21 protein-coding genes and 2 rRNA genes are annotated in these 20541 nt (G+C 40.5%); 13 read left to right on the top strand and 10 right to left on the bottom strand.

The genetic code is table 11. From position 1 onward, the window contains the following. The 9 genes from ACEQZT_RS11300 to ACEQZT_RS11340 form a co-directional block, all read left to right on the top strand. A 23S ribosomal RNA gene (locus ACEQZT_RS11300) occupies positions 1-385 on the top strand; the annotation flags it as partial. A 90-nt stretch (positions 386-475) separates the two neighbouring features. Further along, positions 476-587, top strand: a 5S ribosomal RNA gene (gene rrf / locus ACEQZT_RS11305). A 162-nt stretch (positions 588-749) separates the two neighbouring features. After that, complete coding sequence (locus ACEQZT_RS11310) at positions 750-2594, top strand: BatA domain-containing protein (protein ID WP_370089549.1); 1845 nt, start codon at positions 750-752, stop codon at positions 2592-2594. Next, entirely contained in the window at positions 2591-3844 is a 1254-nt protein-coding gene (locus ACEQZT_RS11315) for a dihydroorotase family protein (RefSeq protein ID WP_370089550.1), read from the top strand. The genes ACEQZT_RS11310 and ACEQZT_RS11315 overlap by 4 nt, the downstream gene beginning before the upstream one ends. Before the next feature lie 2 nt (positions 3845-3846). Then, positions 3847-4356 carry a DUF4199 domain-containing protein gene (locus tag ACEQZT_RS11320; protein ID WP_370089551.1) on the top strand — a complete coding sequence of 170 codons (510 nt, stop codon included), beginning with the start codon at positions 3847-3849 and terminating at the stop codon, positions 4354-4356. Positions 4357-4358: 2 nt separating this feature from the next. Further along, a complete protein-coding gene (locus tag ACEQZT_RS11325) occupies positions 4359-4886 on the top strand; it encodes a DUF4199 domain-containing protein (protein WP_370089552.1) in 528 nt (175 codons plus the stop codon). Next, positions 4864-5844: a glycosyltransferase family 2 protein gene (locus ACEQZT_RS11330; RefSeq protein WP_370089553.1), complete on the top strand. Its 981-nt coding sequence runs from the start codon at positions 4864-4866 to the stop codon at positions 5842-5844. Before ACEQZT_RS11325 ends, ACEQZT_RS11330 begins: the two co-directional genes overlap by 23 nt. Before the next feature lie 10 nt (positions 5845-5854). Further along, positions 5855-6820, top strand: coding sequence for a glycosyltransferase family 2 protein (locus ACEQZT_RS11335; protein ID WP_370089554.1), 966 nt, complete (start codon positions 5855-5857; stop codon positions 6818-6820). 16 nt (positions 6821-6836) lie between these two features. Next, complete coding sequence (locus ACEQZT_RS11340) at positions 6837-7244, top strand: DUF2721 domain-containing protein (protein ID WP_370089555.1); 408 nt, start codon at positions 6837-6839, stop codon at positions 7242-7244. Positions 7245-7330: 86 nt separating this feature from the next. On the opposite strand, the gene ACEQZT_RS11345 is transcribed toward ACEQZT_RS11340, so the two are convergent. The 4 genes from ACEQZT_RS11345 to ACEQZT_RS11360 form a co-directional block, all read right to left on the bottom strand. Next, the gene (locus ACEQZT_RS11345) at positions 7331-8596 is read right to left on the bottom strand and encodes a cation:proton antiporter (RefSeq protein WP_370089556.1); all 1266 of its coding nucleotides are present in this window, start codon (positions 8594-8596) and stop codon (positions 7331-7333) included. 119 nt (positions 8597-8715) lie between these two features. Beyond that, a complete protein-coding gene (locus ACEQZT_RS11350) occupies positions 8716-9345 on the bottom strand; it encodes a response regulator (RefSeq protein ID WP_370089557.1) in 630 nt (209 codons plus the stop codon). Beyond that, positions 9342-11066: an ATP-binding protein gene (locus tag ACEQZT_RS11355; protein WP_370089558.1), complete on the bottom strand. Its 1725-nt coding sequence runs from the start codon at positions 11064-11066 to the stop codon at positions 9342-9344. Before ACEQZT_RS11355 ends, ACEQZT_RS11350 begins: the two co-directional genes overlap by 4 nt. Before the next feature lie 93 nt (positions 11067-11159). Further along, entirely contained in the window at positions 11160-11501 is a 342-nt protein-coding gene (locus ACEQZT_RS11360) for a MotA/TolQ/ExbB proton channel family protein (protein WP_370089559.1), read from the bottom strand. Positions 11502-11638: 137 nt separating this feature from the next. Between ACEQZT_RS11360 and ACEQZT_RS11365 the strand changes: the two genes are divergently transcribed. Then, entirely contained in the window at positions 11639-12382 is a 744-nt protein-coding gene (locus tag ACEQZT_RS11365) for a LytR/AlgR family response regulator transcription factor (RefSeq protein ID WP_372530158.1), read from the top strand. 6 nt (positions 12383-12388) lie between these two features. Here ACEQZT_RS11365 and ACEQZT_RS11370 read toward each other — a convergent pair whose 3' ends face one another. After that, on the bottom strand, positions 12389-13249 hold the full coding sequence (locus ACEQZT_RS11370) for a hypothetical protein (RefSeq protein ID WP_370089561.1): 861 nt from the start codon (positions 13247-13249) through the stop codon (positions 12389-12391). Next, positions 13246-14184 (bottom strand): carbon-nitrogen hydrolase family protein, encoded by a 939-nt coding sequence (locus ACEQZT_RS11375; RefSeq protein WP_370089562.1) that lies wholly within the window; start codon positions 14182-14184, stop codon positions 13246-13248. The genes ACEQZT_RS11370 and ACEQZT_RS11375 overlap by 4 nt, the downstream gene beginning before the upstream one ends. A 71-nt stretch (positions 14185-14255) precedes the next feature. Here ACEQZT_RS11375 and ACEQZT_RS11380 point away from each other — a divergent pair, with 71 nt between their 5' ends. Genes ACEQZT_RS11380 through ACEQZT_RS11390 form a run of 3 tightly spaced genes read left to right on the top strand, consistent with a single transcriptional unit; the run spans position 14256 to position 16237 of the window. Further along, positions 14256-15272 carry a sensor histidine kinase gene (locus tag ACEQZT_RS11380; RefSeq protein WP_370089563.1) on the top strand — a complete coding sequence of 339 codons (1017 nt, stop codon included), beginning with the start codon at positions 14256-14258 and terminating at the stop codon, positions 15270-15272. After that, the gene (locus ACEQZT_RS11385; RefSeq protein WP_370089564.1) at positions 15269-15631 is read left to right on the top strand and encodes a response regulator; all 363 of its coding nucleotides are present in this window, start codon (positions 15269-15271) and stop codon (positions 15629-15631) included. The genes ACEQZT_RS11380 and ACEQZT_RS11385 overlap by 4 nt, the downstream gene beginning before the upstream one ends. A 6-nt stretch (positions 15632-15637) precedes the next feature. Continuing rightward, complete coding sequence (locus ACEQZT_RS11390; RefSeq protein ID WP_370089565.1) at positions 15638-16237, top strand: hypothetical protein; 600 nt, start codon at positions 15638-15640, stop codon at positions 16235-16237. Here the strand turns inward: ACEQZT_RS11390 and ACEQZT_RS11395 are convergent. The 4 genes from ACEQZT_RS11395 to ACEQZT_RS11410 are packed head-to-tail and all read right to left on the bottom strand — an operon-like array spanning position 16234 to position 20391. Further along, positions 16234-16638 (bottom strand): OsmC family protein, encoded by a 405-nt coding sequence (locus tag ACEQZT_RS11395; RefSeq protein ID WP_370089566.1) that lies wholly within the window; start codon positions 16636-16638, stop codon positions 16234-16236. The genes ACEQZT_RS11390 and ACEQZT_RS11395 overlap by 4 nt on opposite strands. Before the next feature lie 14 nt (positions 16639-16652). Further along, positions 16653-17375, bottom strand: coding sequence for a hypothetical protein (locus ACEQZT_RS11400; protein ID WP_370089567.1), 723 nt, complete (start codon positions 17373-17375; stop codon positions 16653-16655). A 32-nt stretch (positions 17376-17407) separates the two neighbouring features. Further along, positions 17408-20059 carry an ABC transporter permease gene (locus tag ACEQZT_RS11405; protein ID WP_370089568.1) on the bottom strand — a complete coding sequence of 884 codons (2652 nt, stop codon included), beginning with the start codon at positions 20057-20059 and terminating at the stop codon, positions 17408-17410. Further along, a complete protein-coding gene (locus ACEQZT_RS11410) occupies positions 20056-20391 on the bottom strand; it encodes a PadR family transcriptional regulator (RefSeq protein WP_370089569.1) in 336 nt (111 codons plus the stop codon). The genes ACEQZT_RS11405 and ACEQZT_RS11410 overlap by 4 nt, the downstream gene beginning before the upstream one ends. Between the last annotated feature and the right edge of the window lie 150 nt (positions 20392-20541).

The following is a 20541-nucleotide window of genomic DNA, read 5'->3' on the forward strand; positions in this document are numbered from 1 at the left end:
GATGTCGGCTCGTCACATCCTGGGGCTGGAGAAGGTCCCAAGGGTTGGGCTGTTCGCCCATTAAAGTGGCACGCGAGCTGGGTTCAGAACGTCGTGAGACAGTTCGGTCCCTATCTGTTGTGGGCGTAAGAAATTTGAGTAGATCTGACTTTAGTACGAGAGGACCGAGTTGGACTAACCGCTGGTGTACCAGTTGTTCCGCCAGGAGCACTGCTGGGTAGCTACGTTGGGAAGGGATAAGCACTGAAAGCATCTAAGTGCGAAACCCACTACAAGATGAGATTTCTTTTAAGGGATGTTCTAGATTAGGACGTAGATAGGCTACAGGTGTAAAGGCAGTAATGTCAAAGCTGAGTAGTACTAATTACCCGTAAACTTTTTTGAAGCGTTTCGATAAACTCGCGTTTTTCATGTGAATCTTTCATTTTTAATGTCAAGACATTAAGTCCTGTCCATAAAGGATATAGGCAAATTTTATGGTGATTATAGCGACGGGGTCCACCTCTTCCCATTCCGAACAGAGAAGTTAAGCCCGTCAGCGCTGATGGTACTGCCGTAACAGGTGGGAGAGTAAGTCGTTGCCAGTTTATTATAAAAGGGATATTGTGTAAACAATGTCCCTTTTTTTATGCTCATATGTTAATTGGAGTTTTTATCTTCAGTGAAGGAAAAATGTATGAAGCCGGCCACCACATTTGTATAACTTGCTAGCAAATGAAATCGTTAGACATTCAAATTAATTTGTTGACGTGAGTTTTTGGTGGTTTTTTATTCCTTTTTTGCTGGTACCAATCCTGGTACATCTATTCGATTTCCGCAGAGCTAAGAAGCTGCTTTTTTCCTCTATCCAGTTTATTTCAAAGTTTTCTACTAAGGCTAAGTCGGTATCAAGGCTTAAGTATTTACTAATTCTGAGCAGCCGTCTCTTTATCTTTTTGTCTGTTATTGCTTTTACTTACTTGATAATAACCATTCAAGGTAAAAGCTCGGAATTAGATATTGCCATTTATTATGATAATTCGTTTAGTTCAGCTGTCTCCTCAAAAGGCATAATGCCGATTGATTTCTTGACCAAAGGCTCAATAGTGTACTTTGATAATGATGAACGCCAACTCAGATCGGTTTCCGATCTTGTTTTGAGTGATCCATCATTGACTGATGGTACTTTTAATAGCAGACTTTCAAGCGTTCTATCAAATGGTAGTAATTTAACTTATGTTTTATCTGATTTTCAACTTCAAGATTCTGACAATCTTAGATCAATGTTGAGTGATTCATCCAAAAGGTTTCATTTAGCTATTACACAAGATATTAATCTAGCTAGGAATGTAAGTGTGGATACTTTATATATTCAGCCCAATCCTGATAATTTGACTGAGCTAAAAATCATTGTTGTGTTTAGTGTATATAATATCACTGATGGGAATATTGTTGTTAAGCTGATGGATTCCGGAAAGCAATTGAGTTCACTTGTTCGAGATATCTCAGAATTGGACATTCTAGAGTTTTCTATTCCTAAATCTGAATTTGGTAATTATTTGATAAAGATAGATGGCGATGATGTTGTATTTGACAATTCATTTTACTTCTCAATTGGTGAGCAGGTCAAGCCGTGGATTACTATCATAAATGAATCGGGATTTAAGTTTGTTGATGCAGTTTATGGTAACTCTGAATTGTTTAATCGTGATTTTCAAAGCTTGAGTAATTTGGATTATGAAAGATTGAGTAAGTCTTCTTTGATTGTATTGGGAGGAGTGAAAGAAATTCCATCGGGGATAATAGAGCAGTTGGATGTTCCACTTTTGATTTTTCCTCCCGGAGAAATTGATAAGGAGAACTATAGCGGAACTTTAGGTATTAGTATAGAGAAATCCGAGAGACTTGTTCTTAATGAACTGGATATTGATTTTAATCATCCTTTGTTGCGTGGGGTTTTTGATGAAAATAATGATGAGCAAGATCGTCAGACTGCCAATGTATTTTCAAGGATTTCAGGTGAGTATGAAACGATTATTCCATTCAGGGGAGGGACTCCTTTCCTTCTGAAGACTAATAAAGCATATTTTTTTAACACAAGTTTTATTGGAGAACATGATGAGTTTCACACCAAAGCTCTTTTCCTTCCTATTTTGTATCAAATAGCTTTTTCGGAAAATAACAGAATTGAATCAGCATATTTATATCCTGGAGATTTGTTGAGAATAAGAGGGACAGCTTCTGATACTCCTCCAAATATCATTGGAGCGGATTATGAAGTAATACCATCATTTAGCTCAGATGGCAGAGATTTAATCCTTGAAATTCCCTCAACTATTGATCCTGGATTTTATACTCTGGTGCATGCTGGTGATACCTTGAAGAACATAGCGATTAATATCCCTAAGTCTGAATCAATAATGAAGGCCCCAACCCTAGAGCAGTTAGAAAAAGCATTTGAGGATTATGATCATGTAACTGTGACATCTTTATCAGATAAGGGGGGGATATTGAACGCTGGAGTTAATTCTAAGTCAAGCTTATGGAAATATGCATTAATTTTGACCTTGTTGTTTGTTCTGACTGAAACAATGCTGCATAGATATCTCAAATGAGCTTATTGCTAAAGAACGTACTCGTCCTAGATACAAATTCTCCCGCTCACCAACAGCAAGCCAACATACTTATTGAGAAAGGACTGATTACATCCCTTAATGGAAAGTCTGCTAAAAAAGAAATTGATCTAAAAGGACATCAGTTGAGCTGTGGCTGGTTTGATTTGAATGCTAATTTCAATGATCCTGGAAATGAACATAGAGAGGATATTGAATCTGGAATAAAAGTAGCTCAGTCTGGAGGCTTTACGGATGTCTGTCTTACTCCAGATACTTCACCTCCCATTGAATCAAAAAGTGATGTAAACTATCTGATTAGAAAGGGCAATAACGCGGTAGAACTTTACGTCTCAGCGGCTATTAGTGAGGGATTGAACGGAGAAGGATTGACTGAAATTCTGGATCTGAATGATGCTGGTGCGGTTTCTTTTTCCGATGGTGATAAACCAATCTGGAATGCAGAATTACTACTGAAAGCTCTCCAGTATACCAAGAATTTGAATACTCCTGTTATTCAAAATGCGAGAGAGGTAAATATTTCCAGAAATACGCATATGCATGAGGGGCGGATGAGCACCAATCTTGGTCTTAGGGGGGAGCCTTCTCTTTCGGAAGAATTGATCATTCAAAGAGATATTGAGATACTCAGATACAGTGGCGGGCATCTTCACTTTTCACGGGTTTCTAGCGCCAAAGGAGTAGATCTAATTAAACGAGCTAAAAAAGAAGGACTTTATATCACATGTGATGTAGCTATTCATCATTTGATTTTTACAGATGATTCAATTGGCGAGTTTGACACTAACTTCAAAAGCCTGCCACCTTACAGAACGGAGAAAGATCGGAAGGCACTTATAAAGGGACTTAAGGAGGATGTGATTGATGCCATTTGTTCGAATCACAGGCCCTTAGATCAGGAGAGTAAACAGCTAGAGTTTGACCTTGCAGAACCTGGTAATATTTCACTGCAAACCTTCTTGCCAGCACTATTGAGTGTTTCTAAAGAGATTTCATTGGATATCCTGATAGACAAAGTAGTGAACGGGCCAAGAAGTATTCTAAACTTGCAGCCTGCATCAATTGATGTTGGTCAGGAGGCTAAACTCACCATATTTGACCCGAAAGCGAAGTGGACGCTGAATGACTCAACAAACATCTCAAAGTCAAGGAACTCACCATTTTGGAACAAAGAAGTTGAGGGAAAAGTGGCAGGAACTGTCAATCGGTCTTATTTTAAAATCAATAAGTAGAAGTGATAAAATCAACTTTAAAGTATTCCATACTTTGTGGTCTATTCCTGATTGGCCTTTTCTTTATTTCCATCAATTTTGGTAGCAATCCCTTGCTGGATAGTCGTCATTTTTGGTTCGACCTAGGGGTTTATTTCTTGTTTATATTTTTTGCAGGCAAAGAATACAAGGACTTTAGAAATGGTGGGTATCTACATTTTTGGCAAGGGATATCTATTGGATTTATAGTATTTATACCTGCGATTATACTTTTCGGAGGTGTCTTGCTTGTTATGCTCAATATTGACGATGCAATATTAGAGGCGTATAAAGAAGGAGCGGAAGCATTGCTAAAAAGTAACGAAGATTTTTACAAAGAAGAGCTGGGTGAGGAACTCTTAAATGAGCGATATACCGATATAGCCAGCATGACACCCACTCAACTAATCCAAATGACCTTTCGGAATAAACTGTTCTCTGCTTTTTTGATTACGCCTGTGGTTGCCATAATTTTAAGAAAAAAACCTAAATAGATATGAAAAATCACGCAATCAAGTCAGGGGTAATGATCGGTGTAATCGGAATCATCATCACATTACTTCTATATATTGTAGATCCCACCACGTTTGCAAAATGGTGGCTTATGATGTTGCTGGGTGTGTTGAACCTAACTTTAATTGCCGTCTTTGGAGTGAAATATCGAAATGAGATTGGTGGTTTTATGAGCTTCAAAGATGCTTATGTGTATTCTCTTATTACCATGGTTGTTATGGTTTTGGTGGGTACTTTATTTAGTATAGTTATGTTCAATGTGGTTGATCCGGGTATATCTGAGACTGTAGCTGATGCAGTAGCTGAGAATACTGAATCTATGATGAGAAATTTTGGAGCTCCTGAAGATGGAATGGATGAAGCGATTGATAAAGCACGAGCTGATACGTTGGATAGATTTACTATGGTGGGAATGATTAAAGGAGCTGGAATTAGAATATTAATTAATGTAGTTTTCTGTTTAATTCTTGGAGCAATCATCAAAAAGAATGAACCAGAACTTGAAGGATAAAAAATTATCAATAGTAATACCCGTTTACAACGAGGAAGAATCCATTCCAGAGCTTTTGGAATGGATTTTTCGTGTTGTAGACTCGCAAGATATTTCTACCGAAGTACTCCTTATAGACGATGGTAGTACTGATTCTTCCTGGGCGATCATCGATGAGTCTGCAAAGAAGGACTCTCGTGTAGTAGGCCTTAAGTTTAACCGGAACTACGGGAAGTCAGCAGCCCTGCAAACAGGCTTTGATCATGCCTCTGGTGAGGTAATCATCACCATGGATGCGGATATGCAGGATAGCCCGGATGAGATTCCAGCATTAATGGATATGGTGCTGGCGAAGAATCTTCATATTGTTTCAGGATGGAAGAAGAAAAGACATGATCCTATAGGAAAAACAATCCCATCGAAGTTCTTTAACTGGGTGACGAGAATGGTTTCAGGCATCAAGCTTCATGATTTTAATTGCGGGCTGAAGGCTTATCATCGCGATGTGGTGAAAAACATCAATGTGTATGGTGAGATGCACCGATATATACCATTGATAGCTAAGTGGAACGGTTATAACAGGATTGGAGAAAAAGTAGTAGTGCACCGTGCGCGAAAATATGGCACTACAAAATATGGAATGAAAAGATTTGTAACTGGATTCCTCGATCTTTTGTCGGTTACTTTTGTTTCCCGCTTTAAGAAAAATCCGATGCATTTCTTTGGAGTATTTGGTAGTCTATCCTTTATAGGGGGCTTTTTCATAACTATCTGGGTGATTGGTGAAAAACTCTACAGGCAATATCATCAAATGGAAAGAAGAGATGTGGTGGATCAGCCACTGTTTTTTCTCGCACTTGTCGCACTCATTGTGGGTATGCAGCTGTTTTTAGCTGGATTTATAGCTGAGATGATGATTCAGGTCAATCAGCGAAAGGGTGATTATCTCATCATTGAGAACACCAGTAAAAAGGATTAACCCGGCTTTTATGCCTACTTTTTCAATCATCATACCTGTTTATAATCGACCTGATGAAATAATGGAATTGCTGGATAGTCTATGCCAGCAAACCAATACCGATTTTGAGATAATAGTCATTGAGGACGGGTCGAATCTGACTTGTGCGAAAGTGGTGGAGGATTATGCTTCCAAACTGAATATCAGCTATCATTTTAAGGAAAACTCGGGTCAAGGTTTTAGTAGAAATTATGGGGCTGTGGATGCGAAAGGGGACTGGCTTGTTTTTTTTGATTCGGATTGTGTCATACCTGAGCGTTACATTGAAAATTTAAGTAAGCTGATAGAAGTTGAGAATTTCAAAGCATTTACCGGACCAGATGCTGCGCGAAATGATTTCTCCTCACTCCAAAAAGCGATCTCTTATAGCATGACCTCATTTCTTACCACAGGGGGAATTCGGGGTAAAAAAGTAAAAGTGGACAAGGAGGCTCATTTGAGAAGCTATAATCTGGTCATTCTCAAGGATGTGTTTCAAGAACTTGGAGGGTTTAGAAAGACAAATATGGGTGAGGATATGGAGCTTAGTCATCGATTTGGCAAATCAGGATATAAAGCTTTGGTAACTGACGAGATCAAAGTTTTTCATAAGAGACGGAATACTCTCTGGTCATTTTTCAAACAAGTTTTTTCTTTTGGTAGGACTAGAATTCAGCTCAATCGGGTCTATCGAATACCGATAAAAATCCCTCATCTTTTGCCAGCGAGCTTTACTCTAGGGTTTGTCTTTACAGTTCTATTGACCAGTTTTATTCCATCTATTGGGTTAGTTTTTCTGTCAGTTTATGGGGCCTATTTTCTTATGATTTTATTTCATTCCACGGTCAGCATGCGAAGTTTGGTGGCCGGATTTCTGGCAGTAATTACCACATTCGTCCAGCATCTTGGTTATGGATTAGGCTTTATCAAAGAAGTACTGATTCCTTCAAAGCCTTGAGTCCTATCTTTACCCTATGCAAATCACACTAACCACACCGGCTCTTCTTTTCCCAGCGATCTCTTTGTTGCTACTGGCTTATACCAATCGTTTTTTAGCTATAGCCACCCTGATCCGACAGCTTCATAAAAGCTATCTGGACAATCCAAAAAGCGTACTCGAGGGGCAACTTAAAAATCTGAGAAAACGCCTTTTTCTTATTCGTGCAATGCAACTTTTTGGTGTTTTGAGCCTACTGCTCTGTGTACTGGCAATGTTTTTCATCTACCTAAAGGGTGGTGAATGGGGGAGTGCGATTTTTGGTATTTCTCTTGTTTCATTGCTGCTTTCGCTAATTATTTCTTTAAGAGAGATCCAGCTGTCTACAAAGGCACTTGATATAGAGCTTAGCGACATGGAGTTGGGTAGTAAACTTAAGTTTTAAGCAAAAGCAACTCCCGTACCATTTGTACGGGAGGCCTTTGCATATCCACCAAAAAAGGACTTAACCAAAAAACCACTTAGAAAAAACTAGTCCATCCATTTCATGGGATGCTGATCATTGTAAAACTTCATTACTTTGGTAAGGGTGAATCCCTGATAGAGTACCGAACACACTACTACCACGTATGTCATTGTTACGATTATTTCCTGGCCTGGAAAATTGGTGAGTGAAAGTGAGACAGCTACCGGTAGCCCTCCTCTAAGTGCTCCCCATGACAGCACCGGAATGGTGCCGTCATCAAAGGAGCGACTCATCGACATCAACCTGATGGGTATAAAAACACTGACCCATCTAGCGAATAACGCAATATTGACTGCAAAAAAACCTAGTGCGAAATAGTCTAGTCGAAGAGGAATCACTAACATTTCAAAACCTATGAGCACAAATAGCATAGCAGCCAAAGTTTCTTCAAGCAATTGCCAGAAGCGATATACGTAACTTCCTACCGCATTTTCACCCTTTTCATTTCGGCCAAAATTCCCTAGAATCAAGCCTGTGGTGACAGCCACCAGCATGGACGAAACGGAAATGAGATCGGCCACATATGAGCCACCCATGACCAGTGCCAAGGTTACTAATACCTCTACCTCTACGGCATCATTGTCTATGTACTTTAGGACAGAGAAGCCCATCCAGCCAAAGAAAAGGCCGGCGATAAGTCCACCTCCCAGGTCCCTAATCAAGACCCAAGCTGCGCCTGTAATATTTAGTGAACCTAAGGCGGCCTCTTCTTTGTAGATATTTACAAGGACAAGCGCTAGCACGATGGCTATACCACCATTGAGCAGTGCTTCCCCAGATATTTTTGTTTCCAGCTCGTTAGACATTCTAAACCGCTGGATAGTTTTCGTGATAGCTACCGGGTCTGTAGACGATATCAAAGCCCCGAAAACCAAACTAGCGAGATAGCTTAGCTCTATGCCCATTGCTCCTGCGGTATAGAAGATCAATGTAGCAATCACGAAGGTGGAGATAAGTACCCCAAGAAATGAAAGCACCAAAACAGGGATGAGTTGGTCTCCAAGCTTACGGAAGTCAACATTTAGCGCTCCAGCAAATAGCATCACGCTAAGAACAAACCGGTAAAGTACTTCTGCAAAATCATATTTTTTAACGTGCTCTGCCAGATGAAACTCTGGAAAAAGTACTCCGAAAATGAGAACAAGGAATGAAAGCACAAGCGCCAGGATCGTCAATCCAATCGAGGAAGGTAGCTTCAGGTAAAATGTATTTATGAAAATAAATACACCTGAGAAGAATATTAGAATGGCAATGATGTCGAAGATGCTCATACTAGTAATGGTTGAGACATCAAACTTAGATTCACAAGAGGTCGAAAACACTCTGAAGATTATTGTATAATCTTTTAAGCGAAATTCACGATAGAGCGATCAGTATTTATACTGATCGCTTAAATAAGCTTCAGGTGGGCTGCTTTTTTGATGAGCTCTGCAGAGTTTTGAACCTTTAGCTTTTTCATCATATTCACCCGGTGAGTTTCGACAGTCCTGGCACTCACAAAGAGCTGATCAGCTATTTCTTTGGTCGTTTGTCCTTCTGATACCAGCGTCAGCACCTCCATTTCCCTGTCAGATAATTTTTTATGCGATTCCCCCTCGATAGCCATGTTTCCAATCATCAGCTGGGAAATCTCACTATTGAAGTGTTTTTTACCATCAGCTACATTTTTTATAGCCGAAATCAGTTCATTCTCGTCTGCATTTTTGATCAAATATCCGTAAGCTCCATTGCGAACAGCCTTAACCACATACTGCCCTTCGGCATGCATGGTCAGCACTATGAATTTCACATCAGGATATTTAGAGCGTGCATTCTCAATCACCTCTAATCCATTGGGGCCAGGCATGGAGATATCAATAAGAACAATGTTGGGGGATGTGCTTGCCAGCAACCCAAACAAATCTTCAGCTGATGCCGCTTCACCTACAATCTCCAGGTCATCATTTTTCGAGAGCAGTGAAATTATTCCTTCTCTGAATAACTGATGGTCATCTACAACTATTACTCTAATCTTGCTCATGATAATGGAATTTCTACTTCAATTGTCGTTCCTTTTTTATTGCTACGAATGTCAATGGTTCCATTGGCCAGCTTCACCCTTTCTTTCATATTACGGATTCCATTCCCTTCGGTAGATTGATCCTGGTCAAAACCTACTCCATTGTCAGAAATGAAAAAGCCTACATGATCTTCGAATTCACTCATCGAAACCTTCAACTCAGTAGCTTTTGAATGTTTTATTGCATTATTGATAGATTCCTGCGCAATTCTATAGAGCGCAATGTGAATAGCATCATCTATATCTGATTCCGCAGGCATGTCATTTTTGTAAAGAACCCGAATCGAGAAATTTTCTTCAATTTGCTTTAACAAGTTACCGATTGCTTCGCCGGCTCCAAAATCTACCAATACATTAGGCATTAGGTTGTTGCTCATCCGTCGTACCTCGCCTATAGTCTCATCCAGCCTTTCTAGAATTGCATATTTGGTTTTTTCATTCAAATCTGCTGCTTGTAGATTCATACGAAGTGTGGTAAGCAGAGGACCTAACCCATCATGCATTTCTTTTGAAAGTCGAGATCGTTCTTTCTCCTCCCCGTTTAGTATTGATCGTTGATTTTCCTTTAAGAGGCGCTCTTCATTTTCTTTGAAAGCCCTGAGTTTTTCTTTCATTTGAATCAGAGCAGTTCCCATTTTGTCTTCGTCACTCAAGGGCTTGTATTCAGCGTTAAAGTTTCCTGCTCCAATTTCGCCGGCAAAGACTACCGTTTCCTGAAGAGCAATTACCAGCTTTTCAAGCGCCCTGAACATTCTACCTATTTCATCCTGCCTGTTGTCACTATGGATTACTTTGTTGAGGATTCCCTTGGACATATCCATTAAGTTTTTTTCCATAGTAATAATCGGGCTTACGATCATTCTGGAGAGGAAATATGAAACTACCAGAACAAAGACAAGAATGATGATCAGGATATAAATCAAATTTCTCCTGAGCTGCTCCAATGGGAATAGCGCCTCCTGATGATTTATTTCGGTAAGTATCACCCATTTTATATCACTCATTTCAATTTTTTCATATGAGCTAAAAACTTCCATTCCGCGATAATCCAGAATTAAATCTTCTTCTGATTTTCCCGCAAGCGCTCGCAAAACACCCACTGTTTTTACTTCGATAGACCTGGGATTTTGAGTGAAAAATCGAGACTTGGTTTTTAGTTTATAATCACTTCCTACGATGTACGATTCGCCTGTTTGTCCCAGTCCGGTTCTTTCCAGCAAGATGTCCTGTACCTCGGGGATCTCAGCAATGGCCACCAGAAATTTATCGTCAGTTTTAGCAAAAAGTGCAACAGTGATTTCGAAATCAATATTTTCGGGAGTGATATCCTTCATGACCACTCTATCGCCAATGTCTTCTGACGAAGTGTTTAGATTCAGGCCCATAATAGATTCGGGCATAGAATCATAAAACTGAAGGTGACTGAAGATTTGATTTTGTTCGATCAGCGCATCAGCAGGGTTATCGAGAATATCTCGAAATACAGACATGCGGTCAGTAAGCTCATTTTTGATTTTGACAATCTTTAGCTGCTTTACTGATGACAGCTGAAGCATGACCCGCTCCTGGAGGGCTGTGTCAAACTGCACATAAAAGAGGGTAGATAACAGCGCAATCACAACTAGCGATAGCGCAATCATGATTAGTGCCAGCTTGTTTCCAATGTTGATTTGCTTCAGCATCGAGTAAAATTATTTACTTCTGGGCACAATGAAATCCGAAGAAATACGGATAGAAAAATGAGAAAAGCCGGAGTTGATTCCGGCTTCTTAAAGTCACTTTTTCATCTTTAAAATCAAATAGAGAACTATAGAGAGGAGGTATATGATCACTCCATAAATTGTAGTTATCATAGATACCTTTATACCTCCGGCAAGCATCGCAGGGGATACGCTTCCCATTTGTTGAATAGCTTCAAAAGCTGAGAAAAGCCCGATCAATTGTCCGAGAATACCAGTGATTGCTGCGAGCAAGCCAGTGGATTTCACAAGCTTCAAATCTCCTTCAAAACTATCCGATTTTTTCAGGCATCTCATAACGAAAAATCCTACAGCTAGCAACTCAATTGTAAGTATGCTCATGAATAGCATACCGCCCATGTGAAATAACTCAATCATAATTATTTTGGTTAAAGTAAAACATGCTTACAAAGCAAGCCGGAGCACTATCAATGTGAAAGGTCGTATCCAGTTCTAACCCGGTCGTTTGTCTATTATTCATTTAAATTTTATCAATTTAGCCCATATTCGAAGCAATGATTGCAAAACGACCTCTCATTTTCTGGCTCCTTGTATGGGGGACTTTAACTATACTTTTCAGCACTTCACTTGATAGTGTTTTACTGTCATTCTTCTTTGTCACCTTCCTGATACCCGTTGTAATGGCGACCTCATTGTTTTTCAACCAGTATTTGGTTCCACATTATCTAATGGCAGGACGAAAATTGAGATTTATCCTCTATTGTATTTACATGATAATTGTGTCCATCTATCTGGAGTTACTGGTAATGGTATTGGCGTTTGTGATTTTGGCAGATTATCAAATTGATAACTTGGGTAAGATTGCAGGTGACATCTACCTGCTTACTGTAATTCTGTACTTTATCGTTTTCTTCGATGGTTTGATATTGGCCATTCAAAAGATGAATGAGAAAGATCGCATTATCACGGAGATGGAAGATGAATTGAATAAGAATAACCAGTCTGAAATCAGTATTAAAGTAAAACGAAAGAATATTCCGCTAAAGCTTGAGGATATTCTCTACGTGGAGAGCCTTGGTGATTATGTAAAGGTGCATACTTCTGATCAGGTTCACATAACCAAAGAAAAGATCAGTGCGTTGGATGAGCGTTTACCGAATTCCTTCGTGAGAATTCATCGGTCATTTCTGATCAACCGAGATCATATACAGTCTTACAATAAAGAATTTGTCACTGTAAATAATATCGAGCTTACTATTGGGAGAAAATATAAGAACGTAGTGGAAGAAAGGCTCTGAAAGTGATCACTTCCTGAAAAACTCCTGATCCTTATACTTAAATGAATTTTGGGTATTGAACTGAAAAATAGTGGTGCTGTCCGATGAGAGTGATAGGGTAGATTCATTATTCAATTGGAAGTACTCATATTCAAATCCTGAGTCCGAAATATTAAGTAGGTAAAACTGATTTTTAGCTTCATCAAACCCAAAGTATTGAATTGTCTCCTCTATTGATTCAATTTTCAATACATTTTTCCTCACCTCACTTGCTTCCCAGGAAAGACCGTCATTTGTTCCATAACTCCCATTCAATATGGACAAAATTTGGTCTTTATCAGTATCATCTCCACGTGGGTATACTCGCGTACTGGCAATGATCGCTTCTTCAAACTTTTGCTTTACTATCTGCGCATAGTTTGCCAGGCTGTCATTCAAGACTTCAGGAAAGGATAAGAATAGAAACGATGTACTGCTACCCCTCCGCTTATTGATTGTTTTGTGGATCAAATCATGAAAGGCGAAGGTTCTCAGTTCCAGCATATCTCCTTTGACCAGTCGCCCCTTTGTCTCTTTAATCTTTGTGACTTTCAGACTTTGAGGATTTATATCCTGTATTCTGAACGATCGTATAGTGTACGTCTTATTTTGAATATTTGCTGTATTGGGCCTGCTAGATGCAATGTGCTTGATGGTTACTTCTTTTTTGTCATTGATATAGAAGGTGTTGTTCCACCATTTTTCGCCCACCTCATCGTAATAGATGTAGTTAAGTTTACTATCCAGCCAGTCCACCGCTGATTGAAAAATAACCTCATCTTCATCGGGAGCCTGGCCAAAAGAAATGATTGGAATAAGAAAAAATAGAACGAATCCTCTTAATGTCATTTAATCACCGACTGTCTTTCTTTATTCACATTTAAGCTTAAAACATCAGGGCGAGAATAATGTCCTGAAGGGTCAAAGTTTTGTCTTTCCTCCCTCACTTTTTGATGATCAAGCTCTGCGATGATAAGTCGCTCCTCGTCAACCACCGGTTCCACAACCCAGCTCCCATCCGGAGCAGCAATGCATGACCCTCCATCAGCTAACGTATCTTTAGTTGCTTTTCGCATTTCATCTGCATGAGGAAAATCATGCGGGATATCCTTCGGTGCGAAAAGACCAGACACACCCACCACATACGAGCGTGATTCCTGGGCAATCATAGGGATTAGTTTTTCTGTATTACGCTTGTTTCCCGGCCATATAGAAACGTGGAGGTCTTCACCCTGAGCGTACATTGCAGCTCTGGCCAGTGGCATCCAGTTTTCCCAGCAGTTGAGTCCACCTATAGTGAATGGCGGTAATTTGTGCGTTACAAGTCCATGTCCATCACCTGTGCTCCAGGAGAGCCTTTCCTCGTAGGTTGGCATTAGCTTTCTATGCACTGACTTTACTTCGCCTGTTGGGTCTATATATACCATGGAGCAATAAAGACTATGTCCTCCACGATCTTGTGGTCGCTCAATAGTTCCTAAGTATAGTGCTATACTTTTCTGCTTAGCCAGTTTGCAGAGTCCATCGAGATGTCCCTCTTCAATACATACGGCCTGGTCCATATAATGCGCATGTATTTCTTTTTGAATAGTGGAATTAAATGCTGCTCCATTCATTTTATCCAGCCAAAAAGGATATCCAGGGACAAGTGCTTCTCCAAAAACAATAAGTTGGACGTTATTTTCCGAAGCTTCAGAGGTGTACTGGGCTACCTTGTCTAAAGTTCCTTTTTTATTAAGCCAAATTGGTGAAATTTGAGCTAAGCCTATTTTTAAAGCATTCATGCTAATTCCGGTTGATCATCACTAAAATAATTGGAATTAACTTACATGCATAACCACATCCAAGAAGAGCCTTGAAGGTTGACGATTTAGAAGAAAAACTACGCCTTTTTGAGTCCTCAGTCACCCATCTTTGGGTGAGGTGGGATGACCCGGAGAAGGTCAATGTGACGGATTGCTCAAAAGATTCGTTCCTTCCTAAAGGATCGTACAAATTAGCCGACTTGATTGATGAAAACGAATTAGCCAACATTAAGGACTATCATCAGACGATTGCGGAAGAAGTATCTGCGCGAGAGTTTTATCTTAAATATCAGTCTAAGAAGACAAGAATTTCCTGTTCATCCCAAAAGATAAATGATGAGACTACATGCCTTTGGGTTGTAGTGCCGGAGGTCGATCACACCACCAAGTATCTGCAAAATGCAGCTCACGATATAAAAGCCCCGCTCGGTTCCATCCTGAGTATTGTCAATCTGATGCATCATCAATTAAGTGATGAAAATCCGATAAGTGAGCAAGACATAAAAACATTTCTGGATATGATAAAGCTGAGTGGCTCCAAGGCTCTGCATATCGCGAATGAAGTTTTGGAGCTGGCTGAAATGGAATCCCCCGGCTATCAACTCAACACTGAGAAAGTGATTTTTTCTGATTTCATAGATCAGTATATCAAGACTCATCGCTTGCTAGCCATTAAGAAGCAGATCAAGGTAAATTTTAAATCTGACTCTGCAGCTATGGTGGAGCTCAACACAGCAAAAATAACACGGGTGCTAGACAACCTTATGAGCAATGCCATCAAGTTTAGCAAGGAAAACTCCAGCATTGATGTGAGTATTGTGGAGGATGGAGGTCGTCTTGAGCTTCGGATGAAAGATCGGGGGATAGGCATGAACTCGGAGATACTCGAGCACATTTTTGTGAAATTTGGGAAATCGAGACGGAAGGGACTTGATGGAGAAACTCCTCATGGACTGGGTATGTCCATTGTAAAACAAATAATGTTGCTTCACAGAGGAGATGTTCGTGTGAAGAGCAAAGAGAACGAAGGAACACAGGTGAGCCTGTACTTTAATATAGTGTCATGAAAAAAATATTAATAGCGGACGATTCCTTTTTTCAGCGCAAGATTCTTACAGATATCGTAAGTGATATGGGGTATGAATTTGATGCGGTGGGATCTGGTGAAGCATTGTTGGAGAAAGTAAACGATTCGTACGACTGTATTTTTTTGGATTTGCTAATGGATGGGATGTCTGGAATTGATGTGTTGAAAGCTCTGAAAGAGCGGGAAAATAAGGTGCCAGTGGTGGTCATCACTGCGGACATTCAGAAAGCAAGGAAAGACGAATGTTTTGAAAATGGAGCTACAGCCTTTATGAATAAGGTGGTTTCTAAAGATGAATTAATAGAAATTTTGAATGGTGTTTTTAATCAACCAAAATAGAAGATAATGCTTACACCTCAACAAAAAGATACGATAACTGAAATCATCAATATCGGTGTAGGGAAAGGTTCTGCATCACTGAGCCAGATGATTGATGGAGAGATAATTCTTAATGTACCCTACGTTAACTTGATCTCTTTTGATCAGGTTTTCTCAGAGCTAAGGAAGCTCCAGGTGAGTGATGTGCATGCGGTGGAGTTAAAATTCTCAGGCGAATATGAGGGGCTGGCAAACATTATCCTTCCTGAAGACAGTGCAAAGCTTCTGGCTTCACTACTGATTCACGAAGATCCTGACTCTGCCGCAATAGTTGAGATGAAGGACGGTTTGATGATTGAAGTCGGTAACATCATCCTAAATGCCATCATGGGGTCATTTGGCAATATGCTGGATGTTCCATTGGATTACCATATGCCCAAAAGTTACCAGGGAGATATTACCAAAATATATGGAGAGCTTGACCAGGAGCGATTCAATCAAATCCTGATATGTCGAACCAATTTTAGAATCAGAGACAAAGACATAAGCGGAGAGATTCTCATTATGTATGAAATGAGCTCGTTTAGCAAACTGAAATCAGTCCTCGATAAATTGGTGGAGGGTTAACCCCGAACAATTTCGAATGAATGAGTTTGTTCTGCTTTCAATGAGCCAGCCACAGAACAGTACTTTGTGGTAGCCAGACTCACGATTCTGTCTGCCTCTTCATCTGTCAAATCCGGTGAGGTGATGATATACTTCAGATGAATTTTAGTGAATCCGCGTGGGTGCTCATCTCTTCGCTCACCACTTATTTCTGCATGTAGATCTACAAAGGTCTTCCTACGCTTTTTGATCATGGATACGATCTCCACAGCGGCACAGGATCCCAAGGCTGACAATAAAAGCTCTGTAGGAGATTGATGTTGCTTTTGGTCGGCAGGTCGCATATCTACTTCTGCCTTATTTCCATTTTGGTTTACTGTGGTAAACTCCTCGTCACCTTTGAATTTTAGGTCTATTTTCATGTGTCAATGTTGATTTATTCCACTTTCCAAGCGAGTGTATCATGATGCTCGGCAAGGAGTGAACGCAAGTAGCTGCCAATAAAGTTCACACCCTCAAAGCCTGCATCTCTGGCCGCTTGATCTTCTTTTTCGAATGGTATTTCCGGACCTGCGAAATCATGCAGATCCTCGTAAAAGCCGATTGTGAAGTTGTCCCAACTAGGACCAAATACTCGTGTGAAGATGAAGTTTGGTCGATGCTCAATGCCAGCATAAAACTGATTTTCTGCCAAACGCTGCTCCAAAAGTTCACTTTGCTTTCCCGCTAAAGCGGTGAATATTTCTATGTGAAAAAGTTTATATTTTTCGAATGCTCCTATAAAGACATTAATTGGTGGGCCGTTTACGATTGCCTCTTCCTGAAAGGATACATTATCAAAAAAGTCACTTCCATACGCTTGCTCTATAGTTCGGGAAGCTCCTCGCTGTGAAGCTTGCTCGGGAGAGAAATAATTACTTAACTCATCAATTGGATAGATAAGCATTAAATCCCAGTGATCTCCTTGACTATGCCGAAGAAGATACGGCTTGTTGTTTCCAAGAAAACTTTCATAGTTCGCAATGTCTTTTTGAATCTCATCAATCAACGTGAGCAGCTCACCAGGCTTGGCTCGTAGCAGCGTAACCTTGTAAAGTTGATCCTGAGCATTGACCAGTACAAACCCGCAAAGACATATTCCAAACAGTAGTTTTTTCATCCGATTGTCGTTCTCCCGCTAAGGTAAAACGATCAATCATCATTCTGTAGAATACTCGAGGGATTCGTACGCTCAATCTTGAAGAACTGTGCATAAAGCGTGAGACCACTGATAAGGGCTACCAATATTAGCGCAAATATCAGAATGGTAAAGTCCGTCTGTATGTGGTAAGCGAAATTCTCTAACCATTTTCCACTCGCCCACTGTACCAATGGCCATGACACGATCGTGCCGATCAAAGCTGTCCACAAAAACACTTTGCCAATATTTAGTAGGATGTCAATTGGTTTGGCACCCAGTACTTTTCGAATGCATACGGATTTTATTTTCATGTTGATAGCAATGGAAGTCAGCCCCCAAAGCCCAAGGCATGCAATCAGGATGGCGAGTATGGTAAAGAGTTGAATAAGCTGACCAAAGTATTGATCTTTTTGATATTGCTGATTTAACACATCATCTAAAAAACGAGCGGTAAGCGGACCGGCAGAGCCCCCGGTGGCTTCATTCCAGCTATCTTCGGCGAATGCAATCAGCGAGGATAGATCTTGAGTTTTAAACCTAACAAGTATGTAGCTGGGATTTGCAAACGGCATGACTAGCGCCATCGGCCCAACCTGATGGTGCAAGGACTGATGATGAAAGTCTTTTATGATACCAATGACCTCCATTTCAGTGCTTGTGGTAAAAAGTACTTTCTGTCCACTCAGCTCATTTATTTCCATCGCCCGGGCTGCTGATTCATTGAGAATTACCGCTTGGGTGGAATCGCTTGGGATGTTGGGTGAGAATGTTCTGCCCTGTAGAAGTTCTATCCCCATTGTTTCTAGGAACTCATGGTCAACCTGATAGTAGGCCGTTTGATGTGTTTGATCATTTGGCCAGGTAGAAATTCGCATGGGGCTTCCTGAGGCGCCACCTTCAAAAGCATGGCTTGAGATGGTCACGTTGGTAATGTCAGGGTTTGAAGAAACAAGATTTTTAAACCTCCTATAATTGTTGGTGATCTGATCTGGAAGGCCGGACAAAACCAAAATACCTTCACGATCATAGCCCAGCTCCTTTTCATTCATAAAATTGATTTGACGACCAACAACGATGCTTACCATGATCAATCCAGCGGCAATCACGTACTGGACAAAGAGCATTGAGTATCTAAATAGATTATTACCTGAAGCTGGAGTTTTTGTACCCTTCAGGAGTTCCAACATTTTAGAATCAATAAGTGAGCCGCCAGCAAGAAGCCCTACAACAAGTCCAAGTATTGTGCTCAGTGCCAATAGTCCCAAAATCATATAAGCGATTACTTCTATGGTAATAGCACTAGCCAGATTTAATCTCGAGACACCCATGGTGAGAAGTCCATAAGCTACACCCAAGCCAATAAGACCGGAAATGCACACCATGATTGATGATTCGGTGATTAGCTGCCAGGTGATTTTTCCTTTGCCAGAACCCATGACCTGCCTGATTCCCATTTCTTTGAATCGGGTTTGAAAAGAGGCAGTTGTGATGTTGAGGTAATTAAATGATGCCACAAAAAGGATAAGAATCGCTACTCCCATTAAGCTCATAGTGGTATTTATGCTGTTGGTAGCGAAGATTCCTCCATGGGGATTGCCAAACTCCCCCGATCCTAGATATATATCAAAAAGTGGCTGGAGCATGATTTTGGTCTCTCGATTAGCTGCGGATGTATTTAACCCCGTGTAGGCTTCCAAAAGTGAAGCTTCCAGATCATCCAGATTTGCATTGTCGCTTAGCTGAAAGTAGGTGGGAAAGCCAAGCCATGACCAGCTGTTGAGATCTGCCAGATAGCCCTCAGGTACAACATAAGTGGGGAACGAGATCAGAAAATCAAAGTTGATGTGCGAGTTGACGGGAACTTGTTTTAAAAGTCCAGTCACTTTTAATGGCCGATTGTCATCAAAGGTCAAAACCTTTCCCATCGGGTTTTCACCTCCAAAATATTTTGTTGCCAGATCTTTTGTCAGGACAATTGAATTAGGCTCGCTAAGTGCCTTTTTTGCATCTCCTTTTTCCAGTTCAAATGAAAACATTTGAAGAAAGGATGAGTCGGCATAGAATCCACCGGACTCATAAAATTGCTTATCTCCATACTTTAAGAGTATCTCATCTGAAGTTCTCAGACGGGTAACACGCTCAATTCCCGGCAAACTCGTCCCAATGGTGGGGGCCAGTGCTGGCGGAGCAGAAGGGTATTTGAAGTCCCCGGAAGATCGCTTGAAGATATTGACCACCCGGTAGATATTTTCACCATTTTCATGAAATCGATCATAAGTCATCTCCTGCATCACGTAAATGGAGATGCCAAAGACGCTGGAAAGGCCTATGATAAGCCCAAACAGATTAATAGCCGAATATTGCCAACGCTTTCGCATACTTCGGAAGCTGACTTTGAGAAAGTTTTTTAGAAGGGAGGTAGGGATAATGGATTTAGGTTCTCTCATGTTCAAAAATTCTTTAGAGACGATTTTTAAGTTGTTCCAGTCTCTTTCTATGATTTGATTAAATGCCGATTCTTCGGTATTCCCGGATTTGATCAGATCTTCAATGTTGCTACGCAGGTGATCTTCCAATTCTGCGATATCTCCAGGTTCCAACCCCTTTTGGCTGTGAAGTTTCTTCCTCCAGTTCTGGATAGCATTTTCAAGGCTGAAGTTCATGATGCAGGTGTTAGATTCCACATCTTGCTGAGCATGTTTAGCACCATTACCCAGTCTTCCTTGCGCTCTTCCAACTCTGCCCTCCCCAGCGAGGTAATCTGATAATACTTTCGTTTACGTCCGTTCTCAAGCTCAGCCCACCGAGCCTGGATCAGGTTGTCTTTTTGAAGGCGATGCAAGACAGGATAAAGCATCGCATCACTCCACTCCAGCTTTCCTCCGGAGTATTCTCTCACTTTTTTGATCAACTCGTATCCGTAATTTTCTCCTTCAAGCAAAATGGTGAGGAGGATGGGAATGGTAGTCGCACCTACAAGTTCTTTTCCAGGCATACCTAATAGCATTATGTATTTTACCTAATACGATTAGGTATACTAATTGGTTGCTTCTTTTTATGTGATGCTCCATTTTTCCATGGTGTATATGTTCTTTATTGATGTGAAAATTATCAGATCATGTCTTGCTTTGGCATAGGGAGGTCA

This window comes from Ekhidna sp. (assembly GCF_964218185.1).
GTDB lineage: Bacteria > Bacteroidota > Bacteroidia > Cytophagales > Cyclobacteriaceae > Ekhidna.

Excerpts from the sequence above, each read along its gene's own strand:
- ACEQZT_RS11390 (WP_370089565.1), top strand. The coding sequence starts at position 15,638 with ATGCTTACACCTCAACAAAAAGATACGATAACTGAAATCATCAATATC.
- ACEQZT_RS11335 (WP_370089554.1), top strand. The coding sequence starts at position 5,855 with ATGCCTACTTTTTCAATCATCATACCTGTTTATAATCGACCTGATGAA.
- ACEQZT_RS11405 (WP_370089568.1), bottom strand. The coding sequence starts at position 20,059 with ATGAACTTCAGCCTTGAAAATGCTATCCAGAACTGGAGGAAGAAACTT.
- ACEQZT_RS11375 (WP_370089562.1), bottom strand. The coding sequence starts at position 14,184 with ATGAATGCTTTAAAAATAGGCTTAGCTCAAATTTCACCAATTTGGCTT.
- ACEQZT_RS11345 (WP_370089556.1), bottom strand. The coding sequence starts at position 8,596 with ATGAGCATCTTCGACATCATTGCCATTCTAATATTCTTCTCAGGTGTA.
- ACEQZT_RS11350 (WP_370089557.1), bottom strand. The coding sequence starts at position 9,345 with ATGAGCAAGATTAGAGTAATAGTTGTAGATGACCATCAGTTATTCAGA.
- ACEQZT_RS11365 (WP_372530158.1), top strand. The coding sequence starts at position 11,639 with ATGATTGCAAAACGACCTCTCATTTTCTGGCTCCTTGTATGGGGGACT.
- ACEQZT_RS11385 (WP_370089564.1), top strand. The coding sequence starts at position 15,269 with ATGAAAAAAATATTAATAGCGGACGATTCCTTTTTTCAGCGCAAGATT.
- ACEQZT_RS11340 (WP_370089555.1), top strand. The coding sequence starts at position 6,837 with ATGCAAATCACACTAACCACACCGGCTCTTCTTTTCCCAGCGATCTCT.
- ACEQZT_RS11360 (WP_370089559.1), bottom strand. The coding sequence starts at position 11,501 with ATGATTGAGTTATTTCACATGGGCGGTATGCTATTCATGAGCATACTT.
- ACEQZT_RS11395 (WP_370089566.1), bottom strand. The coding sequence starts at position 16,638 with ATGAAAATAGACCTAAAATTCAAAGGTGACGAGGAGTTTACCACAGTA.
- ACEQZT_RS11410 (WP_370089569.1), bottom strand. The coding sequence starts at position 20,391 with ATGCCTGGAAAAGAACTTGTAGGTGCGACTACCATTCCCATCCTCCTC.
- ACEQZT_RS11370 (WP_370089561.1), bottom strand. The coding sequence starts at position 13,249 with ATGACATTAAGAGGATTCGTTCTATTTTTTCTTATTCCAATCATTTCT.
- ACEQZT_RS11315 (WP_370089550.1), top strand. The coding sequence starts at position 2,591 with ATGAGCTTATTGCTAAAGAACGTACTCGTCCTAGATACAAATTCTCCC.
- ACEQZT_RS11325 (WP_370089552.1), top strand. The coding sequence starts at position 4,359 with ATGAAAAATCACGCAATCAAGTCAGGGGTAATGATCGGTGTAATCGGA.
- ACEQZT_RS11400 (WP_370089567.1), bottom strand. The coding sequence starts at position 17,375 with ATGAAAAAACTACTGTTTGGAATATGTCTTTGCGGGTTTGTACTGGTC.
- ACEQZT_RS11355 (WP_370089558.1), bottom strand. The coding sequence starts at position 11,066 with ATGCTGAAGCAAATCAACATTGGAAACAAGCTGGCACTAATCATGATT.
- ACEQZT_RS11330 (WP_370089553.1), top strand. The coding sequence starts at position 4,864 with ATGAACCAGAACTTGAAGGATAAAAAATTATCAATAGTAATACCCGTT.